Origin of the sequence: Longimonas halophila (genome assembly GCF_002554705.1) — a bacterium.
Lineage (GTDB): Bacteria > Bacteroidota > Rhodothermia > Rhodothermales > Salinibacteraceae > Longimonas > Longimonas halophila.
Genome location: NZ_PDEP01000007.1, coordinates 162348 through 182198 on the forward strand (window position 1 = coordinate 162348; position 19851 = coordinate 182198).

Genomic DNA, 19851 nt, shown 5'->3' on the forward strand with positions numbered 1-19851 from the left:
ACTCGTCAGGAAGAAGGTGAAGGCCCACGCGTCGACGTATCGGGCGGGGGACGCACGTCGTCCATGTCGTCGGCGCGGGCGGTCCAGTGGCGAATGATATCGCCGAGCATCCGGTCGATCTGATCCAGCGATGCACCGTAGTGGCGTGCGGCGCGCACGATGACCGCTCGCAGCACCTGGTCGGCCACTGGCAGACGGTACAGACCGCGCCACAGCCGGTGCACAATTGGGTCGGTGGCCCATCGCAGCAGGCCCCAGCGCAGCAGCACAAACCCGACCAGTCCCGTACCGACGGCCGCCAGCTGCTCACCCGCCGCCAGATAGCTCAGCACCACCACGTAGAACAGCCCTTGCACCACCGGCTGATTGAGGATGCGCACCATCCCCATGATCCTCCAGCTTACAACAGCCGGACAGAACGCCTTCCAGCCCAGGTAGGCCCCGAGCATGCAGGCAAATGCCGGAACAGGACTCAGCACCATCAGCAGTATCGGCAGAAGCCACACCGCCAGCGTCTGCGGCGAATGGATCCACCGGCCTGCGTACGTCACCAGCGTTTCAAGCGACACATGCTCCAGCACATCGGCCGCATAGGTGCGCACGTCGTCCTCCCGCACATGAAACCATAGCCCGTTCGAGGTAAACATGCCGTAGGGCGTGTCCAAAATGGTAACCTCTTCGCGGGCAAATAGGCCCATAGGCAGAAGCAATTGGTGCAAAAGCAATAGCATGAAATCTACATCCGCGTCCGGGATGCAGTTTCAGAATTATTTGAAAACGGTGGGGAGGCGACAAGATCGATGCATCGCTCGATTCGAATCTTAGCATTTTTTATTTGCGGTTTATCGTATACGCAGCCTGGGCGGCTCCCTGTCAAGTCCTCATTTTGAGCGTCCTGCTATCGACAGGCGCTGGGGCATACGGCTGAGGCGGTCTCGTTTCGCCGATACGGAGGCACTGCGTCTTCACACTTGCGTTTTTCCCGCCTGCTTAGGTAAATTTTATATTGCATTACACATATACATCCACGCTTCCCGTCCATGGACGCGACGGCGCTTTTCAAGCCTGCACTGCTTATCTTCACCATCCCGCTACTCCTGGCATGTGCCTTTAGCGGTCTTGCCCTGCTGGGTCTTTTCGACCTGGATGGGTTCGATGTCGATGTAGACCTGGATACCGAGGTCGACCTTGACGCCGATGTGGACCTGGATGCAGACGCCGATGCCGGGGGCGGCGGAGTGCTTCAGACGCTCGGGCTTGGCATGATCCCGCTCTCCCTTTTTCTGATTCTGTTCTGCTTCAGCTTTGGCTGGGTTGGACTGCTGCTCGTTAGTCTGCTGGGATCGACCGTGTCGAGCATGGTGGGCACCGGACTGGCCACCTCGCTCGTGCTGGCTCTGCCGGCTGGAGCAGCGGCCGTGCTCATTACAGCCCCTACGTCGCGTCTGCTACAGCCGCTGTTTCAAGACTACGGCGTTGCCAAAGGAGCCAGCGAGTTGGTTGGAACGGTAGGCGTGCTCTCCACACAGCGGGTCACTCCTACATTTGGCTCGGCTACCGTCCGCATGAAGGGACGCGGTCGCGTGGAGGTCAGTGTGCGTGCCGATGACAATGATAACGACCTCGCCCTCAACTATGGCGACCGGGTGCTGCTGTACGATTACGATCCGGAGCGTAACTTTTATTACGTTGCGCCCCTCAACGACAACGATCTCGACCGCCTGTAAGAACCTGTTTTGATTTCTTATTTTGGGCTGCGAGCGGTTCCGCTGGGCTGCAAATTGCCCCTAATCTCGGCCCGTAGCCCCGGCTACGAACCTCGATTGGAGTCCAATTTTCGCCTCAGCGGCCCTCGCTCTCGCCGTCAAACCAAAACCCAAACAGGTTCTAACACCGCCGGCTGAGTTTCTTCTGGACCTTTCCCGGCTCCTTTCACCCCATCGTTTTCTTTTAACACGACTTCACCGCTCTAATGGGCGCATCAACTGTTACGCTTCTCCTTTTCGGCGGCATTGGCTTGCTGGTCTTTGCATTAGTGCTGTTCAGCATGATCAGCAAGTTCTTCGTCAAAGCCGAGGCGGGGGAGGCACTTGTAAAAACCGGCTTCGGACTCGCCACGCCCGGCGTGTCGCTCAGCTCCGCCTTCGTCATTCCACTCATTCACCGCGTCGATACGCTCGACCTCACCGTAAAGACGGTGCGGATCGTGCGGCGCGAGCACGAGAGCCTGTCCTGTGCCGATGGCATCCGTGCCGAGGTGGAGGTCGACTTCTACATTAAGATCAACCCGATGGAGGACGACATTCAGCACGTGGCTGCCACCATTGGCTGCGACCGGGCGTCTAACATCGCGATCCTGCGCGAACTGTTCGAGGCAAAATTCGCCGACGCCCTGAAAACCGCCGGAGCGAAGCTACAGTTCGACCAGCTCTACCATAACCGCCGCGCGTTCCGCGATGAGATTTTGGCCGCGCTGGGCGAGGATGGCGATCAGGAGATTGTGCTCAACGGCTACAAGCTCGACGATGTAGCCATCCAGTATCTGGAGCAGCTGCCGCTGGAGATGCACAACGAAGACAACGTACTCGATGCGCGCGGTCGTAAGGAGATCGCCGAGCGTACCTCCTCAGAGGTAGAGAGCGCCAACCAGCGCCTCCGCCAAAAAGAAGTGACGATTGCCGAGCAAGACCGCGAGGCGCAGGTCCGGCAGCTCTCAATCGAGCAAGACATCAAAGAGCGCGAGGCGAAGCAAGAACGCGAGATTCGCGAGGCCGAGTCGACCGAGCACGCGCAGACCCAAAAGACCGAGGCCCAGCAGCAGCAGGTCGCCGAAGAAGCACGCATCCGCACGGAGCGCCGCGTTCGCGTAGCCGAAGAGGAGCGCGAGCAGGAGGTCATGGAAGCCGAGATCAAGCGCGAGCGCTCTGTGTCCCTCGCAAAGGAGCAGAAACAGGAAGAGATCGAAAGCGCCAAGGTACGCCGCGAGCGGGCGGTGTCGCTGGCCAACGAAGAGAAGCAGCAAGACATCGAAATCGCGCGCATCAACCGCGAAGCTGCCGAGGCGGAAGCGCAGAAAACCAAGCTCACCAAGCTGGAGGAGACGGCGCTGCAGGAGGCCGAATTCGTCCGTGCCGACGAGCAGAAGGAGACGGTGCGGGCCGTGGAGCGCGCCAATCGAACGAAGCAGATCGAAGTGATTGAGGCCGAGCAGGATGCCGAGGTCGAGCGCCAGGAGCGTCAGGTGGAGGCCGACGTGCAGGCGTACGAAATCCGTACTGTGGCCGAAGCCAACCTTGAAGCTGCCCAACTCGACGCCGATGCCGCCGAGAAGAAGGCACTCGCCGTAAAAACGGTGGGGCTTGCCGAGGCGGAGGTCCGCCGTGCCGAACTGGATGCCGAGAACGCGATCCAGCAGCAGGTCATTCTGGCGCAGAGCCTGGAGCAGCTCATTCCGCAGCTGCCCGAGCTCGTCGAGAAGCTCGTGCAGCCCGCCGAGCAGATCGACAGCATCCGTGTGCTCAATGTCAACGGCCTGGAGGGCAGCCCGTCGCTGTCCGCACAGCCCGGTGGCGATGGCGCACAGGGACGCTCCAGTTCGATTACGGGCGATGTTATGGGCACGGTGCTCAATGTGGGCCTGCTGATGCCTGTGATCCGGGAGGTCATGCAGGGCCTTCAGGGCAACGAAGACGCCGACCGCCTCATCGAAACGCTCCGCAACGTGCCAGGCGGCCAGTCGCTGCTCGACTCGGTCGACGTGGAGGTGTCGCCAAGCGACGGGAACGACGCGTGATGTGGCATCTTCTTCTGCGCGACCGTAAGAACCCGTTTTGATTGTTCTCTTAACGAACTATGCGTCTAAGTACAATCACGTGCGTTGGAGAAAGAAGCATCGTTGATGCGGTGTAGGGGGTTCGGCGCCCTGTTCAGGACCGTCGGTGTCGACTTGGCGGAGGCGCTTCTGCACATACCATTCCCCACAACTTGATGCCCCGCAACGTGGGTTCATTCCTCTTCGGGGGCGCGGAGCACAGGGCCCGCAGGACCGTCGCTCTCGAAGTCGAAGGTCAACTGGGGCTGCGAGAGTCCAGCCACGCGGAGCGAGGGTGTGAGCATCGCTCTGAGGGCGTCTTGTGTGTTTGCGTGAGCCTGCGCCCCCTCGCGGATGCGCTGCTCGGCCTGCTGACGCAGCGCCTGTTGCACGCCCGCCATGGCCTCGTTGCGTGCGGTACTCTCCATATCTCCCGAAAACACCCGCAGCCAGCCCCGGCTTTCGGTGTGTACTTGGAGCGTCTCCAGGTCGGGAGCCACAGACTGCACCTGCAACGGCGGCACCTGCACATGTACGGTGCCATCGCGCCGCTTGGTGATACGATCGGACGTCAGATCATACACCGAGAAGCCATACGTTACGCGACCGGTGACCCGGACCTGGGCCTCCGCTGTTACCAGGTCTACACCCGGTGCCATGCCATAGCGGCGCAGCGTTTGGTAGAACTCGGGGGCTACGCTCTCGGTGTAGGCCACGCGCTCCTCCACCTGCATCGACAAGATGCCTGTTACCAGGAAGGCAGAGGGCGTCTCTTGCTGCACGGTCGACACGACAGCGCGCTGGATCTCAGCCTCAGAGGGGCCGCGCACCCACCACGCCAGCCCTGCGCCCAATGTAACGAGCGCCAACGCCAGCAGACCGCCTATCACGCGTTGCTTCATGCTCGGAGTGCTACATCATGAGGAAAACGAGTGCCACCGTGGCCAACGCAATGCCCCACCGATTGATGCGCGACAGGTACTCGCCAAAGATGAAAACGCCTACCACAGCCCCCAACAGCACAATCGCCAGATGGTTTACGGGGAAGACCACCGTGCCCGGAAAGACGCCCAGCGCACGCAGCAGGAACTCCAGCGAGCCGTAGTTTACGATGCCCAGCACGGTGCCCCACCCGTATGCGGCGGCGGTCGGCCACTCGCGGTGCCGCAGCCCCTTGGTAAGCACTGGCACCAGCCCAACCAACCCGGCCATGCCAAACGAAAGGAGCAGAAAGAAGGCCTGCTCGCCCTGCGCCGCATTGTAGGTTTCCGAAAACGTCTTCAGTGAGATGTCGATGGCGCCGCTCGACAGAAAGAGCAGCAGCAAGACCCCAAACGAGGCCACAGCCGGGGCCTCTTCAGCCACGGTTTGTACAGAGGCAGGGGCGGCAGCCACGGCCTCTGAATCGGACTCAACGGCCGCAGCTGGAGGACCAGATGCCGTTTTCTGCTCACGGGCTGCTTGGGCAGGCGGCTGCCGCGCAATCAGGAAGAACGCAATGGCCGCCAGGGCCATGCCTGCGCCCTGCCACCCCGACGGCGGCTCGGCCCAGATGACCCATGACGCCAGAAACGGCAGCACCACCGACACGCGCCACACGCCCAGCGCAAGCGACATCCCGGCCAGATCGGTTGCCAATGACAGGAGGAAGAATCCGGCGATGAGAAGTACACCCACGAAAGCACTGAGCCCCAGCATCCCCGCAGACAGGCTTACATCACCCTCCACAACGCTTCCACCTGTCGCAAAGAGCACCACCCCTACGCCTACGGCTGCCACGTAGTTGATCGTGAGAAGCGCCACCCGGTCGATGCCCTGCTGCCCTGTGTACTTAAAGAGGACGCCAATGGTAACGCTACAGAGGATGGCAAGGGCCAGGTACAGCATACGCGGATAACGACTCGGCTATTGAGACTCAGACGACATCAGTGTGAAGTAGCGCAGCTGGGGCGGCATGGGCTCGGGGTCGCGGATGGTAAGCCCCGCGGGCACATGAATGCGGGGCTCTACGCGTCCGGTCGTATCGCGGCGAATCTGGTCGTAGTTTACCACCGCCGCAAAGTCATCGGCCCGGCGCGCTTCGAACATCTCGTCGAAGAGCACGCGGTAGCGCACCCGCACCATGGGCGGATCGAGCGCCACCAGGTTTTGCCCGGGTGGCACACCGGTCACTTCCACAAACAGCTCGCGGGTTTCCTCAGCAAACCGCCCGGCTTGCGCTTCAAAGGAGACGTTATCCACTGATCGGCTCACTAAGGGATTCAACGTATCTGCCAGTGGAACTTGAATTTGCACGGAATCCCGAAAGCTTTCAAGATGACGCGAGGCCGTGGGCCACTGATCGAGCGCGCCGATGATTGACTCGGCACCCGACACGCGCACCGAATCGGGAGACAGGGTGGGCGGAGCCAGCAGTTCGTATCCGTCTTCGAGGTCAATGTCCACGCGCGAGGCTACCGGCACCGAACGCTCAACCCGCGCCTCCAGCGGCACGTTCACGTTGCGCGGCGTCACCGCATCGATGCTGATGTTACTTCCGGCCAGGCCCAGCACATCTTCAATGCTCACCTCGCTGCTGCTGGCGTCAATGGGCGCCTGGGGCGGATTCGCGTACAGATACAGCAACTGGATGACCTCGCCCGTCACTTGCACGCTCACATGATCGGGCGGCTCGGACACCAGCGCCTGGTCCTCGGGCACATTTACCAGCTCGGTAGGCACGTCGAACGTAACGGTGCGCACCTCTTGTAGCGTGAGCGCGGCCCACAGTACCAGCGCAATCAGAATACAGATGGAAAGCGCCGTTCCGTCGGAGGTGGACGGCACCTGACGCAGCTCAAAGATCTCCTTCAGGCGCTCCCAAAAGACCGGATAGCTCGACGTAGAATCGGAGGAGTCCACAAGCGAGGCGGTACGAGTTAGCAAAGGCAATGGCGCAGCAGCAAAGGCTCACGAGGCCGGTGCTGCACGAGTGTACCAGCGCATGTGCCGCTGGATGATTGTGGGAAGCGCCAGCCGCGTCTGCAGGTTCCGCAACGCTCCGACAGAGCCCACTCCAGCGGCAAGCGTTGCATGCTGATCCCGAATTGCATCTGCCCATGCAGCCCCGTTTTCTGCGTCTGCAACGATGCGCACCGCTTCAGGCGCTGCCGCCTGGTACGGCGCAAACAGCGGCAGATCCGACACCACCAGCGGACGCCCCGCCGCAATCCACGTCGATAGCGAGCCGGAGGCCGCCGCCTCCCGAAACGGACACACGGCCACGTCGGTGGCCGCCAGATACCGGTTCAGCGTCGTCTCGTCCACGTATCCGGTGATGCGCATGCGTTCGGCCACGCCCAGCGCCTCGGCATCGACCCGGAGCTCGCTGGCAAAGCGCCCCTCCCCATCCGACGGCGCGCCCACGAACAGGAGCTGTGCGGTGTCGGGCAAGTGCGGAAGGGCCCGCAGCACGCGGTCATGCCCCTTCTGACGATGGATAAAGCCCAACACCGTCACCACCGGCTCCGCGTCCGCCAGCCCCAACGCGGCGCGGGCTGCCGTAGCATCGGGGAGGGCGCGGGCCTCTACAAAGTGCGGAATCACAGCCAGCGGCGTAGTACCAGAGACCGCTGCCAGCCGCTGCTGCTCGGGCGCGGTGCACACCAGCGCTGCTGCCGCCCCGTGCATCATCTGACGCGTTGCCTGCGCGTTCGAGCGCTCCAGGTGCCAGAACTGCCACGCCCGCCGCATTGAGGCATACCCTGCTGTCCATGGCGCCGTGCCTGCGTATCCCCCTGACGTATTTTTCTCTGCCGAACCCGTCCCCTTGCGCGACGATTGCGCTGCATTGCGCGCGGCCCAGAGCCGTTTCAGACGCGCTGCCACGCCGTATCCATCGCGCGCATCGTGCACCGTAACCACATACGGCGATTGCACATGGCGGACAAAGTGCGTTACGTTCTGCGCTGCCGCCGATCCGCCCCAAACGGCCGGTTCGTACTGCACATGCAGCACATCGGCCTCGGCAAGCGCGTTCAGTGCAGCATCAATGCGACCCGCGTCTTGTGCCGTGCCCGAGAACGTCAGTTTAGCCTCCTGCACATCGCCCTCCAGGTGCCCCCGTGCCGCCTGCGCCAACAGCGCCCCGTACCGGTGCACACCGTGCTCCGATGCACCGACATGCAGATAGCCAAGGGTCATGGAATTAAAGGGTTAGGAGGAAGCAAAGGAGCGGCAGCACGCATGCTCCATACGGATGCAGTCTTCCGTGGCTCCGCTTACGATCCGCCGTTCCATTCCTGGAGGAGCAGGTCCGCCTTCCACCGGATGTGCTGTCGCGGTTTTCGCCAGGCCGCCGCCCGCCGCGCCGCTGCCGATGCCTCGGGCATGTAGCCCCAGCGCTGCATCTCGCGCGCGGCCATGTGCTCCACCATCGCCTGGTCTGCCTCAGGCAGCGCCCTCCGCCAGCGCGTGGCCACCGCCGGATCGATCGGCGCGAGCGCATTCTGCTTCCACGGCTCCGCCTCCGCATCCACCGCCACCTGCTCGGCGTCTACGTCATCGCGCGTCCACATGTGACCCGGCGACAGCCCCAAAAACGCCGCCACGCGCTGCATCGTGGTGGCCGGTGCCTGCACGAGCTGCTCAAAGCGCACCGTGTGCACCGGAGCCGACTCTGGAGCCTGCCGCACGGCCTGCACGCGCTCGCGCCACAGATCAGCATCGCGCCACACGTAGCCCGACGACCACGGCACCGTGCGCCAGGAGTTCACCACCGCTCGCGGATCGCGGATCACGTGCACAAACCGGGCCTCGGGCAGTGCGTGGTGTAGCGCCGCTACCTGCAGCGCATGATCGGGCGTCTTCTCTCCCACCACGGGTACGCCGTGTGCTCGGGCTGCCGTGTACATCCACGCCCGCAAGACGCCCGCTCCGGTCTGCGGCTGGCGCTGGACTTCGCGATGCAAGGCTTCTTCAGAGAGATCTTGCACACTCCACGCCTCACTCTGTAGCACCGCCTGCACCAGCACGTTATGCTCGCTTTGCAATAACGGATTCATCAGTGTGCGGTGATTCGGCATCAGGCGGCGCACGAAGAAGGTCTCGGGCAGCACGGTGCTTTCCGGATGCGTGGACAGCAGCCGCTGCACCAGCGTTGTGCCCGAGCGCGGACAGCCGACAATGAAGAAGAGCGAGGTCACAGGTAAGTTGAGTTCGCTAAGCGGGGATACGCTGCCTATGCTGTATGTTGTAGTGCAGATGAGCGTCTCGTCAAACGTCTGGAGCGCTCTACGTAACGACGTCTGGCTTGATAAGTAGAATCTTGGTGGACGGAGTCACCCATGTTGTTGAACTGTCCCTACACGCTCGATGGAGGAAACGGCCTGTGCCGCTCCGTCTTCGCGGCGTAGCGCACGGCCCAGCATGGCCGCTGCCTGACGCATTGCGCCGCGTTCGGTGGCCTGCCGGATCGCATCGGCCAGGCGCGGTGCGGTGAGGTGCTTCTGCGGCACCGGGGCGGGGCCCACCCCAAGATCGCAGACGCGGCGCGCCCAGAACAGCTGATCGCCAAAGAAGGGGCACACCACCGTTGGGCACCCAGCCCGTAGCCCTGCCGCTGTGGTCCCGGCCCCGCCATGATGCACCACCGCCGCCACGCGCTCAAACAGCCAGTCGTGGGGCACCTGATCAAGGAGATAGACCGATTCAGGGCAATCCTGGGCATCCAGTCCGCCCCACCCACGCGCCAGCACGCCCCGGCGTCCGGCCTGTGCAAGCGCATCAAGCACAACGCGTGTGGTGTGTGCAGGATCGCCCCCCGCCATACTCCCAAAGCCCACGTAGACCGGAGGCGGCCCGGCCTCCAGAAACGCCTGCAGTTCGGACGGCGGGGTCCAGTCCGATGGGCGATCCAAGACCCAGTATCCGGTCGTCGTCACATCCTGGCGCGGCCAGTCGGGCGGATTCGGGGCTACATGTGCGCTCCATCCATTCACGATTGGCACGTGCGTTCCGTCGTCGCGGTGCAGTAGACCGGTGCCCCACGGCTGCGGCGGCAGGCCGTGCTCGGCACGCCACGACGCAAAGAGCCAGCGGGACACCACGCTCACGACTGCCCGCACAAGGTGATGAGTGGCCCGGTTATATGTGGCAGTCAGCCTTCGTCCCAGATTGAGAGACGGAAACCCAGGGTTCGGGTACGCGCTTGTGGGCAGCAACGTGGGGAAGAGCGTTGCCATTACGGCAGGGATGCCCAGGCGCTCGGCGTAGTGTAGTGCAATCGCCATCTTCGGATGGTACACCACCACATCCGGATTCGCCGCCTGCGCGGCCGTCCACCCATCACAAAACAGGGCTCGTTGGATGCGGAAGGACGTGCGAATCAGACGAATGAGCGCGCGCATCCCCCCAGCGCTTCCGCCGGCCCCAGCAATAGCGGCACGGCCTTCTGGCGTTTCGATGAGCGCCACCAGATCGTCGCTCAGCCGTCCGTACTGCAGCCCGCGCTCCGCCACCAGCGCGGCGTATCGGGTGCTTGTGCATATGGTGACGGCATGCCCCGCCTGGTGCAACGCCTCGCCAAGCGCTACATACGGCTGCACATCCCCGCGCGTACCGATGGTTGCAATAAATACGTTCATGGGCAAGCTACGGTTGATTACAGCCCCGCTGAGAGTCCCTTCTCGGTGTGGTTTTGTTTTCTTACTTGATGCACGGGGAGCAGATGCATCACACGTAATCACTTGCTGATGAGAACGAGACTCGGGGTCGCTATGATCTCATGCGCCTAACCGCCGCGCCAGCCGCACTAGGCGGCGTATCAGGTTGCGATCGAGGAGCCACACGAGACCTCCATAGCTGAGGGTGCCTGCCGGAATCGCCACAGCCATCCACATCCCCCCCGACCAGCCCGGCACCGCGTAGATGCGCAGGGCAACAAGCGCAGCGGCCATCGCTCCAGCGGCCACAGCGGGCACAGCAATATTGCGCAGGTAGGTCCGCGTGCGCACGTCAATGAGGCGTCGCAGCATCCATAGCTCAACTGGTGCCAGAAGGTAGGCCCGCCCTACAAACGCGGCGGCAACGGCCACGACGCCAAACTGCACGGCGATCGTGTAGGCAATGACGTTGGCGGTCGCGTTCATGACGTTGAGTCCGAGGCGCCAATGTGGTTTGTTGCAGGCTAAGAGCACCGCCGGGTTGAAGTAGAAGAGCGCGTGGAGTCCACCCACCAGCGCCAGCACCTGAAAGACGTGCACGCTATCGGGCACCCACTTGGCGCCAAACACGGCGGGAATGAGATCGGGGGCGATGGCTGCTGCCCCCAGGAACGCCGGAAACGCTACGATGCTGGCGGTCTGCGTACCTTTGTAGAAGGCATCGCGCATCTGGTCGCGGCGGTCTTGCAGCTTCGAGAAGGCCGAAAACGCGACCGAGGACACCGTCTGCGTCACCAGGTCCACGCCCGCGGTGTACAGCTTGTACGCTACGTCGTAGAACCCGAGCGCAGCCGGTCCCAGCACGTACCCGATAATCAGGTTATCGGCGCGGCGATTCACGTAGTCGAGCAGGTTGGACCCGACCAGGTGGATGCCAAAGGAAAAGAGATCCATGAAGTGGCGTCGCGTAATCTGGCGGCCCGGGCGCCACGGACTGGCGGTCCACAGCACCACAACGGCGGCGGTGCGCTCTGCCAGAAACCAGCCCACCAGGCTCCACACCCCGGCCCCGTAGAGGGCCAGCCCCACACCAACGACTCCGCCCACACAGCTGGCTGCGAACTCGCGGATCGCCAGCACGCGATACTGCATCCGCCGCTCAAACAGCGCTTGCTGCACGCCTGCCAGTGCCGCCAGCAGAAACGCCGGGGCCAGCGCCTGAATGACCGGCCCCAACAGCGGCGTGTCGAAGAGCCGAGCCACCGGATGCGCCAGGGGCCAGCTGGCGGCCATGAGAAGGACGCTGCCTGCCAGATTCGCTACGAACGCAGTGTCGAGGTGGCCGTCTTCCAGCGTATCCCGCTGAATGATAGCGGCGGCAAATCCCTGATCCACCAGCACACGCAAGAGGGCGATGTACGTGCCCGCCAGTGCAATCACGCCGAACGATTCCGGCGATAGCAGCTGGGCCAGCACCGCAAACACCACAAACGTGATGAGGCGGCTGCCCCAGTTCTGCACCGCCGACCACGCCACGCCGTGCAGCGCCCGGTCCCGAAGAGCCGCCCAGCGGTCATCCACGCGCACCGGTTACCTGCTGGTACAGATCGATGGTGCGCTCTGCAAGCACATCCCACCCAAACAGGTCGAGGGGCGCCTCATCCGGGCGCTGGGTTTCGGTAGCCCACTGCAGCCCCGCGTCGAGCTTGGAGGCCAGCAGGCGCCCGTCAAACGTGTGCACCCAGCTGCTGCCCACGTACTCCTGGAGCTCACGCATCGCGCCACGGGCCGGTACCATCACCGGACGGTTGAACGAGAGGGCCAGCAGCGCCGCGCCGGAGTGCAGCACGTTGTCATACGGCAACGCCACCATATCAGCCGCTGCCATGTACGTGGGCACCAGGTCGGTGGGGATGAAGCGCAGGTCCAGCCGCACACGCGGGTTGGACGCAGCCGCGTATTGCAGCGACTCGCGCAGCGAACTGCTTGCCGGGTTGCCTGCCACGAGCAAGCGAGCACGCGAATGCTCCATCGACGTGAACGCGCGGATAAGCCGCCCCACATTCTTGTACGGGCGGATCCGGCCAATGTACAGGATCACCGGCACATCGTCGTCAATGCCCAGCGCCTCGCGTCCTTCAGCACGCGGCATCGGATCCGGGTAGGCCGTGCGGTAGTGGCCGTGCGGCACCACCTTCGAGGGTACGCGCTCCAGCCGGGGATGCTGCGTGCGCGCCAGCTCGCGCCCGGTCGCGCTCAGACTGATGTAGCCGTCGACCTGCGGGATAAACCCTTTCCAAAACAGGCGCTCCAGCAGCGGATGGTAGTTGTCGTGCGGGCCCAGATCGTGAACCGTCCACACGACGGGAATGCCGCGCGCCCGGGCCCAGGCCATCAGGGCCAACTCGGCCGTCATCATCCCCCCAGCACGGGCCAGCGATGGATAGCTGAGCACGTCATCGGGCCAGTGCACGTGCCACAGGTCGTAGGAGCCCTTCAGGGCGCGCTCGGGCGTAAACTCGTGCACTTCGATACCGTGCTCCTCCAGCGCCTCGCTAAGAAGGCGATTGTACGGGTTGCCCGTGGTATTCGCGTATGCCGGCCAGGCCAGAACTTTCATAGGGGGATGCGACAGATGAGTGCAACAGCGAGCGCGGCCGTATACAACCGCAGTAATACAGCATATCTAATTTCGATCTTGGCCCGTCCAAACGCAAGCCCTGCTCCGCAGTCTGTACCGATTGTAGGGCATGTTCACGCCTGCTGTGCTGACTGAGTGCACCGGACGATGCTCCGAGCGAGGCTGCTCCCGGACGCCAAATGTCCGCCGGGCCCTGCATAGTGGTATACAGGGATGCTTGTGCTTGAACAATCAGGTGGGGACCTGAGCACAAGCATGCATTTCAATACACTGCTGCACCTCTCGAAGCTGCCCTTCTGCTTCGCACCGCCCTGCGCTTTATGGCGTGGGGCGGTTCTATGTTGGGGTACCGTACAGCTTCAAAGACTACGGGCCGTTTTGCCTGTAGAATCTCTGTCGTCTGCCGCCGAACGTCAAGGTGCAATTAAATAGAGACGGAACGCATCCATGCCGGAACGGCCCCCTACCATACATGTTGTAACCCTGTGTTTACACCAAGAGACCCAAGCGTAAACGAGCGTTTACACTACTGTATATTGCGCTCCGTGCGGCCTCTGGTTCGCGCCCTGTCCGATCCACGTATTCCGATGCCCCATGAGTACTTCTGAAACCGAGTATCTTGAGAATGTAGCCAACCAGGAATACGAGCATGGTTGGCGTACCGATATCGAGTCCGAAACCCTTCCTGAAGGACTCGACGAAAACATTGTTCGCTACATCTCTGAGCGAAAAGACGAACCCGAGTGGCTGCTGGAGTGGCGCTTGAAAGCCTTTCGCTACTTTGAGCGTCAGGTGGAAGAGGGCAACTACCCCGATTGGGCCCACCTCGACTACGAGCGGCCCGACTTCCAAGATATGCGCTATTTCTCAGCGCCGAAAGAAAAGGCCAGCTACGACAGCCTCGATGAGGTCCCAGATGAGATTCTGGAGACATTCGAGCGCCTCGGCATCCCGCTTGAAGAGCAGAAGGCGCTAACCGGTGTGGCGGTAGACGCGGTGATGGACAGCGTGTCGGTGGCCACCACCTTTAAGAAGAAGCTGAAGGAGAAAGGCGTCATCTTCATGTCGTTTGGAGAGGCGGCCCGCGAGCATCCCGAGATCGTGAAAAAGTATCTCGGTCGCGTGGTGCCGTACACCGACAACCTGTTCGCTGCACTCAACTCCGCGGTCTTTAGCGACGGCTCGTTCGTCTACGTGCCTGAGGGCGTAACCTGCCCCATGGAGCTGTCGACGTACTTCCGCATCAACGACCAGAACACGGGTCAGTTTGAGCGCACGCTCATCATTGCCGAGCCCGATAGCTACGTGAGCTATCTGGAAGGCTGCACCGCGCCCATGAATCAGAAGCACCAGCTGCATGCGGCTGTGGTGGAGCTGATTGCCCATGAGGATGCGGAGATCAAGTACTCCACGATCCAGAACTGGTACCCCGGCACGAAAGATGGCGAGGGCGGCGTCTACAACCTCGTCACGAAGCGCGGCATCTGTGAAGGCGACCGCTCCAAGATCAGCTGGACCCAGCTCGAAACCGGATCGGCGGTCACGCAGAAGTATCCGTCGGTTATCCTGAAGGGCGACGAGTCGGTTGGTGAGTTCTACTCGGTGGCATTCACCAAGGGCCATCAGCAGGCCGATACGGGTACGAAGATGCATCACATCGGCAAGAACACGAAGAGCACCATCATCTCGAAAGGGATCTCGGCCGGTGTGAGCAACAACAGCTACCGCGGGCTGGTGAAGGTGGGCAAAAACGCCGAAAACGCCCGTAACTTCTCGCAGTGCGACTCGCTCCTGCTGGGCGACAAGTGCGGCGCGCACACCTTCCCGTACATCGAGATTGGCAACCCGACGGCCAAGGTGGAGCACGAGGCGACGACCTCGAAGGTCGGCGAAGACCAGATGTTCTACTGCCATCAGCGCGGCCTGGGCGAAGAGGAAGCGCTGAAGCTGATCGTGAATGGCTTCTGCCAGGAGATTCTGGCGGAGCTGCCGATGGAGTTCGCAGTGGAGGCGAAAGAGCTGCTCGCCATTGAGCTGGAAGGCAGTGTAGGATAAGAACCGGAGACTGTTCGCCTGCGCGAACCATGCTTCCAACGAGGATGCGGGAGCGCCGGGGGCTGCGATACATACGCGGCCCCGGCGTGACCTGCGCATTCTCCTGAATCCAACTTTTTACGACTAAACGACTGATATACCGACACATGGCACTCCTTGAAGTAGAAAACCTGCACGTGAGCGTGGAGGACGAAGACATCGAAATTCTGAAGGGCGTGGACCTCACCATTAACGAGGGCGAAGTGCACGCAATTATGGGGCCGAACGGCTCCGGCAAGAGCACGCTGGCGGCGGTGCTGGCGGGGCGCGAAGAGTACGTGGTGACGGACGGCTCCATCCGCTACAAAGGCGAAGATCTGCTGGAGCTGGAGGCGGAGGAGCGCGCTGAAGAAGGCGTGTTTCTGGCGTTTCAGTATCCGGTGGAGCTGCCGGGCGTGAGCATGACGAACTTCCTGCGCGAGGCCGTCAACTCTGTGCGTGAAGCGCGCGGCGAGGAGGAACTCGGCGCGGCGGACTTCCTGAAGCTGGTGCGCGAGCGTGCTAAGCTCGTGGATCTGGATCCGGATCTCGTGAAGCGTTCGGTGAATCAGGGCTTCTCTGGCGGCGAGAAGAAGCGCAACGAGATCTTTCAGCTGGCCATGCTGGAGCCCACGCTGGCTGTGCTCGACGAAACCGACTCCGGCCTCGACATTGACGCGCTGCGCACGGTGTCGGACGGCGTGAACAAGCTGCGTTCTGCTGAGCGCGCGTTCCTGCTGATTACGCACTATCAGCGCCTGCTCGACTACATTGAGCCGGACCATGTGCACGTGATGGTGAACGGACGCATCGCCGAATCGGGCGATAAGGACCTGGCCATCCGCCTTGAAGAAGAGGGCTACGAGCGCTTTCAGCGTGAGCCTGCGGCGGCCTAATCGGATGCTGCTCGCGTTCTGCCCGGCGGCTTGCGTCGCTGGGCAGGGCTTTGTATCGCCACCTGTTGCATCAGCATTCCCCAACTGTTTATGTCTACCACCACTCTCGATACCAGCGCGCAGCCTATTGACCGATTTGTGTCGGCCTTTCAGGTAAACCACGGCCAGGCGCTCAACGGAACCAACGCCTCGGTGGCCAAACGGCGCGAAGCCGCTATCCAGCGCTTTCAGGAGCTGGGCGTGCCCACGCGCAAGCAAGAAGCCTGGAAGTACACCGACATTGCCTCGGTGCTCGACCGTCCCTACACGCTGCCCCTTGGCCCGAACGAGGCCGACGTGTCGGCCCGCGACCTGGACCCGTACCTCATTGATGACCTCGACGCACACGTGCTCGTGCTCGTGAACGGGCGGCCCGACCACTCGCTCTCGCAGCTCGACGCGCTGCCGGAGGAGGTGACGGTGACGTCTCTGAAAGATGCGGGAACCCATCCGGCCTTTAAGGCGCACTACGGCGAATATGCCGATGCCGAAGACGAAGTGCTCACCGCACTCAACACGGCGTTTGTGCAAGACGGAGCGTTCATTCACGTGCCTGAAGGCACGGAACTGGAGCAGCCGATTCTGCTGCTGCACGTGAACGCTGCACAGGACGACCTGCTTATGCAGCCGCGCCACCTGTTCGTGGTAGAGGCGGATGCGAAAGCCCGCGTGATTGGTCGCCAACTCAGCCTAACAGACGCCCGCACCTTCACCAACACGGTGACGGAGATGTTTGTGGGCGAGCGGGGCTACCTCGATCACTATGTGATTCAGGAGGAAGACGACAACGCCTCGCAGGTGCTCAGCCGCTTCGGTTACCACGAAGGCGACAGCGTGCTCTCGACCGATACGTTCACCTTCAGCGGCGAGGTCGTGCGCAACAACATGACCCTGACGCCCGACGGCCCCAACTGCGAAACGAACCTGTACGGGCTCGTCATTGGACACGGCAGTATGCACGTCGACAACAACACGCTTGTTGACCACGTGCACGCCGACTGCGTGAGCAACGAGCTGTACAAGCACGTCCTGAACGACCAGTCGACCGTGGTCTTCAACGGCAAGGTGTTCGTGCATCGCGACTCGCAGCGCATCGACGCGTACCAGTCGAACGACAGCCTGGTGCTGAACAACGACGCGCAGATCTACACCAAGCCCGAGCTTGAGATCTACGCCGACGATGTGGTGTGCAGCCACGGCGCTACCGCCGGTCAGCTGGATGAAGAGGGCCTCTTCTACCTGCGCTCACGCGGACTCAGCCAGGAACGCGCCCGCATCCTCATGATGAAGGCCTTTGCGCAAGACGTGATCGACGTGATTGAGGTGGAGCCGCTCAAGGCGCTCATTGAAGACCGCGTACAGGACCGCCTGCGCACGTTCGCCAGCTAATCGTCTCATGGCCGTGGTCCGATTCGGGGCCACGGCGTTCTACGAACCTATTCTGTGCTGCTATGCCTGTATCTGCGCCTCCCCGGTTCGACGTTGACGCCATGCGCGGCGAGTTTCCTGCGCTGCATCAGTCGGTCTATGAGGATACGCCGCTGGTGTATCTCGACAACGCGGCCACCACGCAGAAGCCGCAGGTTGTGCTCGACCGCATGGCGCGCTACTACGCGCACGAAAACAGCAACGTGCACCGGGGCGTCCACAAGCTGAGTCAGGACGCCACCGACGCGTTCGAGGAGGCCCGCCAGTCCGTGGCCGATCTGATCAACGCGCCCTCCTCCGATCAGGTCATCTTCACGCGCGGCTGCACCGAGTCGCTGAACCTGGTGGCACAGACATTTGCGCGGCCCCAGCTCGGCCCCGACGACACGGTGGTCGTTACGCACATGGAGCACCACTCTAACATTGTGCCGTGGCAGATGGCCTGCGAGGCCACCGGCGCCACGCTCAAGGTGTGGCCGATCCATGACGATGGCACGCTCGACATGGAGGCCGGGCGCCAGCTGCTGGCCGAAGAGACGTTCCTGCTCGCCATGGGGCACGTCTCCAATGCGCTGGGCACGATCCACCCGGTTGCGTCCATCATTGACACCGCCCACGCCCACGGTGTGCCGGTAGTGATCGACGGCGCGCAGTCGATGGCTCACCTGCCGGTGGATGTGCAGGCGCTGGATGCCGATTTCTACGCCTTCTCGGGCCACAAGATGTTCGGGCCCACGGGCATTGGTGTGCTCTACGGGAAATACGACCTGCTCGACGGTCTACCGCCCTACCACGGCGGCGGCGACATGATCGACGAGGTATCGTTCGATGGCACCACCTACGCCGACCTGCCGCACCGGCTGGAGGCGGGCACACCGCACATTGCGGGCGTTATTGGGCTCGGTGCAGCGGCGCGGTTTGTGCGGGAGCTTGACCACGAGGCTGTGCACGCCCACGAAGAGGATGTGCTGCAGTACGCACACGAGCAGCTTGCAGCCATCGATGGGCTTCGTCTGGTGGGCACCGCACCCGAAAAGACCAGCGTGTGTTCGTTCGTGTTCGACGACATCCACCCGTACGATGCAGGCACCATTCTCGACCGCCTGGGTCTTGCCGTTCGCACCGGTCACCACTGCACGCAGCCCCTCATGGAGCGGCTCGACCTGCCCGGTACCATTCGTGCCTCCTTTGCGCTCTACAACACGCGCCAGGACGTAGACCGTCTTGTGGAGGGCCTCGACCGGGTGCAGACCATGTTTGGGTGATGCGATGGGATCGCTCTGTGATGCCTTCCGTTCGCATCCCCCTGAAACCCTGTCTCCCTAACTGCTTGTTTGTATTATGGCTGATGCATCATCGACCATCGATGAGCGGGCTCGCGCCATCGTCGATGACTTTTCGCTGTTCGACGACTGGATAGGCCGCTACGAGTATCTGATTGAGATCGGAAAGAAGCTGCCGCCCATGGACGACGCGCTCAAGACTGATGCTACGCGCATCCACGGGTGCCAGTCGAAGGTGTGGATTCACACCGCACGCGACCGGGACCGCATGACCATGCAGGGCGACAGCGATGCCATGATTACGAAGGGCCTGGCCGGGCTGCTCATCCGCGTGCTCGACGACCAGCCGCCTGAAGCTGTGCGCGAGGCTGACCTCTCGTTTATCGACGACATTGGGATGCGTGAGCACCTGTCCTCCACCCGCAACAACGGCCTACACTCGATGATCGAGCAGATTCGGACGCGCGCCGCCCGCCTCGCCGAATCCGCAGAGCCTGCATCCGACTCCGCTGTTTCATCCTCCAACGCATAACGCTATGCCCGATACCACGCCCGATACCGACGCCGCTCCTGACACAGCGTCCGACGCCGACGACCCGCGCCTTGATGACAGCCGCGAACTGGAGCGCCCGGAGACGCTGCCGGCCCACATGCAAGACGCCCCCGACGAGCACACCGAGCTCTACGAGCGCATCGTGGAGTCGCTCTCCGACATCTACGACCCCGAGATTCCCGTCAACATCTTTGACCTTGGGCTCATCTACAATATCGACATCCACGACGACGCCCATGTGGATGTGCTCATGACGCTGACCGCGCCGAACTGTCCCGCAGCGGGCATCTTGCCGGGTCAGGCCGAAGACGCCGTGCGCCTCACCGAAGGCGTGAAGAGCGTCTACCTGGAGCTGACGTTCCACCCACCGTTTTCGCCGCAGATGATGTCGGAGGAAGCGCAGTTGGAGCTCGGATTTATGTAGCACCCGGATGTTGAGGCGCTGCTTTGGCGCTTGCCGCTGTTCTTTTGCATCACTCTGTGCGC

At 62.4% G+C, this 19851-nt stretch carries 17 protein-coding genes; 8 read left to right on the forward strand and 9 right to left on the reverse strand.

Annotated elements, in window-relative coordinates; genetic code table 11:
- Positions 1–5 precede the first annotated feature (5 nt).
- Positions 6–698: a hypothetical protein gene (locus tag CRI93_RS15385; RefSeq protein WP_176521805.1), complete on the reverse strand. Its 693-nt coding sequence runs from the start codon at positions 696–698 to the stop codon at positions 6–8.
- Positions 699–1040: 342 nt separating this feature from the next.
- Here CRI93_RS15385 and CRI93_RS08920 point away from each other — a divergent pair, with 342 nt between their 5' ends.
- Entirely contained in the window at positions 1041–1727 is a 687-nt protein-coding gene (locus CRI93_RS08920; RefSeq protein WP_098062275.1) for an OB-fold-containig protein, read from the forward strand.
- Between the two features lie 245 nt (positions 1728–1972).
- Positions 1973–3793 carry a flotillin family protein gene (locus CRI93_RS08925; RefSeq protein ID WP_098062276.1) on the forward strand — a complete coding sequence of 607 codons (1821 nt, stop codon included), beginning with the start codon at positions 1973–1975 and terminating at the stop codon, positions 3791–3793.
- 212 nt (positions 3794–4005) lie between these two features.
- Here the strand turns inward: CRI93_RS08925 and CRI93_RS08930 are convergent, their stop codons facing one another.
- The 8 genes from CRI93_RS08930 to CRI93_RS08965 all read right to left on the reverse strand — a co-directional run bounded on the left by CRI93_RS08930 (position 4006) and on the right by CRI93_RS08965 (position 13072).
- Positions 4006–4713, reverse strand: a complete 708-nt coding sequence (locus tag CRI93_RS08930) for a DUF4230 domain-containing protein (RefSeq protein WP_098062277.1) — start codon at positions 4711–4713, stop codon at positions 4006–4008.
- 10 nt (positions 4714–4723) lie between these two features.
- A complete protein-coding gene (locus CRI93_RS08935; RefSeq protein WP_098062278.1) occupies positions 4724–5698 on the reverse strand; it encodes a hypothetical protein in 975 nt (324 codons plus the stop codon).
- Between the two features lie 18 nt (positions 5699–5716).
- Complete coding sequence (locus tag CRI93_RS08940) at positions 5717–6736, reverse strand: CdaR family protein (RefSeq protein ID WP_141491637.1); 1020 nt, start codon at positions 6734–6736, stop codon at positions 5717–5719.
- Between the two features lie 24 nt (positions 6737–6760).
- Positions 6761–7993 carry a glycosyltransferase family 4 protein gene (locus CRI93_RS08945; RefSeq protein WP_098062280.1) on the reverse strand — a complete coding sequence of 411 codons (1233 nt, stop codon included), beginning with the start codon at positions 7991–7993 and terminating at the stop codon, positions 6761–6763.
- Positions 7994–8070: 77 nt separating this feature from the next.
- Entirely contained in the window at positions 8071–8994 is a 924-nt protein-coding gene (locus CRI93_RS08950; protein WP_141491638.1) for a sulfotransferase family protein, read from the reverse strand.
- Positions 8995–9129: 135 nt separating this feature from the next.
- Entirely contained in the window at positions 9130–10434 is a 1305-nt protein-coding gene (locus tag CRI93_RS08955) for a glycosyltransferase (protein ID WP_217992519.1), read from the reverse strand.
- Between the two features lie 138 nt (positions 10435–10572).
- Positions 10573–12033 carry a lipopolysaccharide biosynthesis protein gene (locus CRI93_RS08960; RefSeq protein ID WP_176521806.1) on the reverse strand — a complete coding sequence of 487 codons (1461 nt, stop codon included), beginning with the start codon at positions 12031–12033 and terminating at the stop codon, positions 10573–10575.
- Entirely contained in the window at positions 12026–13072 is a 1047-nt protein-coding gene (locus CRI93_RS08965) for a glycosyltransferase family 4 protein (RefSeq protein ID WP_098062284.1), read from the reverse strand. Before CRI93_RS08965 ends, CRI93_RS08960 begins: the two co-directional genes overlap by 8 nt.
- A 615-nt stretch (positions 13073–13687) precedes the next feature.
- On the opposite strand from CRI93_RS08965, the gene sufB reads away from it, so the two are divergent.
- The 6 genes from sufB to CRI93_RS08995 all read left to right on the forward strand — a co-directional run bounded on the left by sufB (position 13688) and on the right by CRI93_RS08995 (position 19789).
- Positions 13688–15148, forward strand: coding sequence for a Fe-S cluster assembly protein SufB (gene sufB / locus CRI93_RS08970; protein ID WP_098062285.1), 1461 nt, complete (start codon positions 13688–13690; stop codon positions 15146–15148).
- Positions 15149–15294: 146 nt separating this feature from the next.
- Positions 15295–16062 (forward strand): Fe-S cluster assembly ATPase SufC, encoded by a 768-nt coding sequence (gene sufC, locus CRI93_RS08975; protein ID WP_098062286.1) that lies wholly within the window; start codon positions 15295–15297, stop codon positions 16060–16062.
- A 90-nt stretch (positions 16063–16152) separates the two neighbouring features.
- Positions 16153–17490: a Fe-S cluster assembly protein SufD gene (gene sufD / locus CRI93_RS08980; RefSeq protein ID WP_098062287.1), complete on the forward strand. Its 1338-nt coding sequence runs from the start codon at positions 16153–16155 to the stop codon at positions 17488–17490.
- 62 nt (positions 17491–17552) lie between these two features.
- Positions 17553–18794 carry a cysteine desulfurase gene (locus tag CRI93_RS08985; RefSeq protein ID WP_098062288.1) on the forward strand — a complete coding sequence of 414 codons (1242 nt, stop codon included), beginning with the start codon at positions 17553–17555 and terminating at the stop codon, positions 18792–18794.
- A 76-nt stretch (positions 18795–18870) separates the two neighbouring features.
- On the forward strand, positions 18871–19344 hold the full coding sequence (locus CRI93_RS08990) for a SufE family protein (protein WP_098062289.1): 474 nt from the start codon (positions 18871–18873) through the stop codon (positions 19342–19344).
- Between the two features lie 118 nt (positions 19345–19462).
- Positions 19463–19789 carry an iron-sulfur cluster assembly protein gene (locus CRI93_RS08995; RefSeq protein WP_176521809.1) on the forward strand — a complete coding sequence of 109 codons (327 nt, stop codon included), beginning with the start codon at positions 19463–19465 and terminating at the stop codon, positions 19787–19789.
- Positions 19790–19851 lie beyond the last annotated feature (62 nt).

What these genes read in the sequence shown, in the direction of transcription:
- CRI93_RS08925 (WP_098062276.1), top strand. Translation starts at nt 1,973, where the DNA reads ATGGGCGCATCAACTGTTACGCTTCTCCTTTTCGGCGGCATTGGCTTG.
- CRI93_RS08995 (WP_176521809.1), top strand. Translation starts at nt 19,463, where the DNA reads ATGCAAGACGCCCCCGACGAGCACACCGAGCTCTACGAGCGCATCGTG.
- CRI93_RS08965 (WP_098062284.1), bottom strand. Translation starts at nt 13,072, where the DNA reads ATGAAAGTTCTGGCCTGGCCGGCATACGCGAATACCACGGGCAACCCG.
- CRI93_RS08930 (WP_098062277.1), bottom strand. Translation starts at nt 4,713, where the DNA reads ATGAAGCAACGCGTGATAGGCGGTCTGCTGGCGTTGGCGCTCGTTACA.
- CRI93_RS15385 (WP_176521805.1), bottom strand. Translation starts at nt 698, where the DNA reads ATGGGCCTATTTGCCCGCGAAGAGGTTACCATTTTGGACACGCCCTAC.
- sufD (WP_098062287.1), top strand. Translation starts at nt 16,153, where the DNA reads ATGTCTACCACCACTCTCGATACCAGCGCGCAGCCTATTGACCGATTT.
- sufB (WP_098062285.1), top strand. Translation starts at nt 13,688, where the DNA reads ATGAGTACTTCTGAAACCGAGTATCTTGAGAATGTAGCCAACCAGGAA.
- sufC (WP_098062286.1), top strand. Translation starts at nt 15,295, where the DNA reads ATGGCACTCCTTGAAGTAGAAAACCTGCACGTGAGCGTGGAGGACGAA.
- CRI93_RS08955 (WP_217992519.1), bottom strand. Translation starts at nt 10,434, where the DNA reads ATGAACGTATTTATTGCAACCATCGGTACGCGCGGGGATGTGCAGCCG.
- CRI93_RS08935 (WP_098062278.1), bottom strand. Translation starts at nt 5,698, where the DNA reads ATGCTGTACCTGGCCCTTGCCATCCTCTGTAGCGTTACCATTGGCGTC.
- CRI93_RS08985 (WP_098062288.1), top strand. Translation starts at nt 17,553, where the DNA reads ATGCCTGTATCTGCGCCTCCCCGGTTCGACGTTGACGCCATGCGCGGC.
- CRI93_RS08945 (WP_098062280.1), bottom strand. Translation starts at nt 7,993, where the DNA reads ATGACCCTTGGCTATCTGCATGTCGGTGCATCGGAGCACGGTGTGCAC.
- CRI93_RS08920 (WP_098062275.1), top strand. Translation starts at nt 1,041, where the DNA reads ATGGACGCGACGGCGCTTTTCAAGCCTGCACTGCTTATCTTCACCATC.
- CRI93_RS08990 (WP_098062289.1), top strand. Translation starts at nt 18,871, where the DNA reads ATGGCTGATGCATCATCGACCATCGATGAGCGGGCTCGCGCCATCGTC.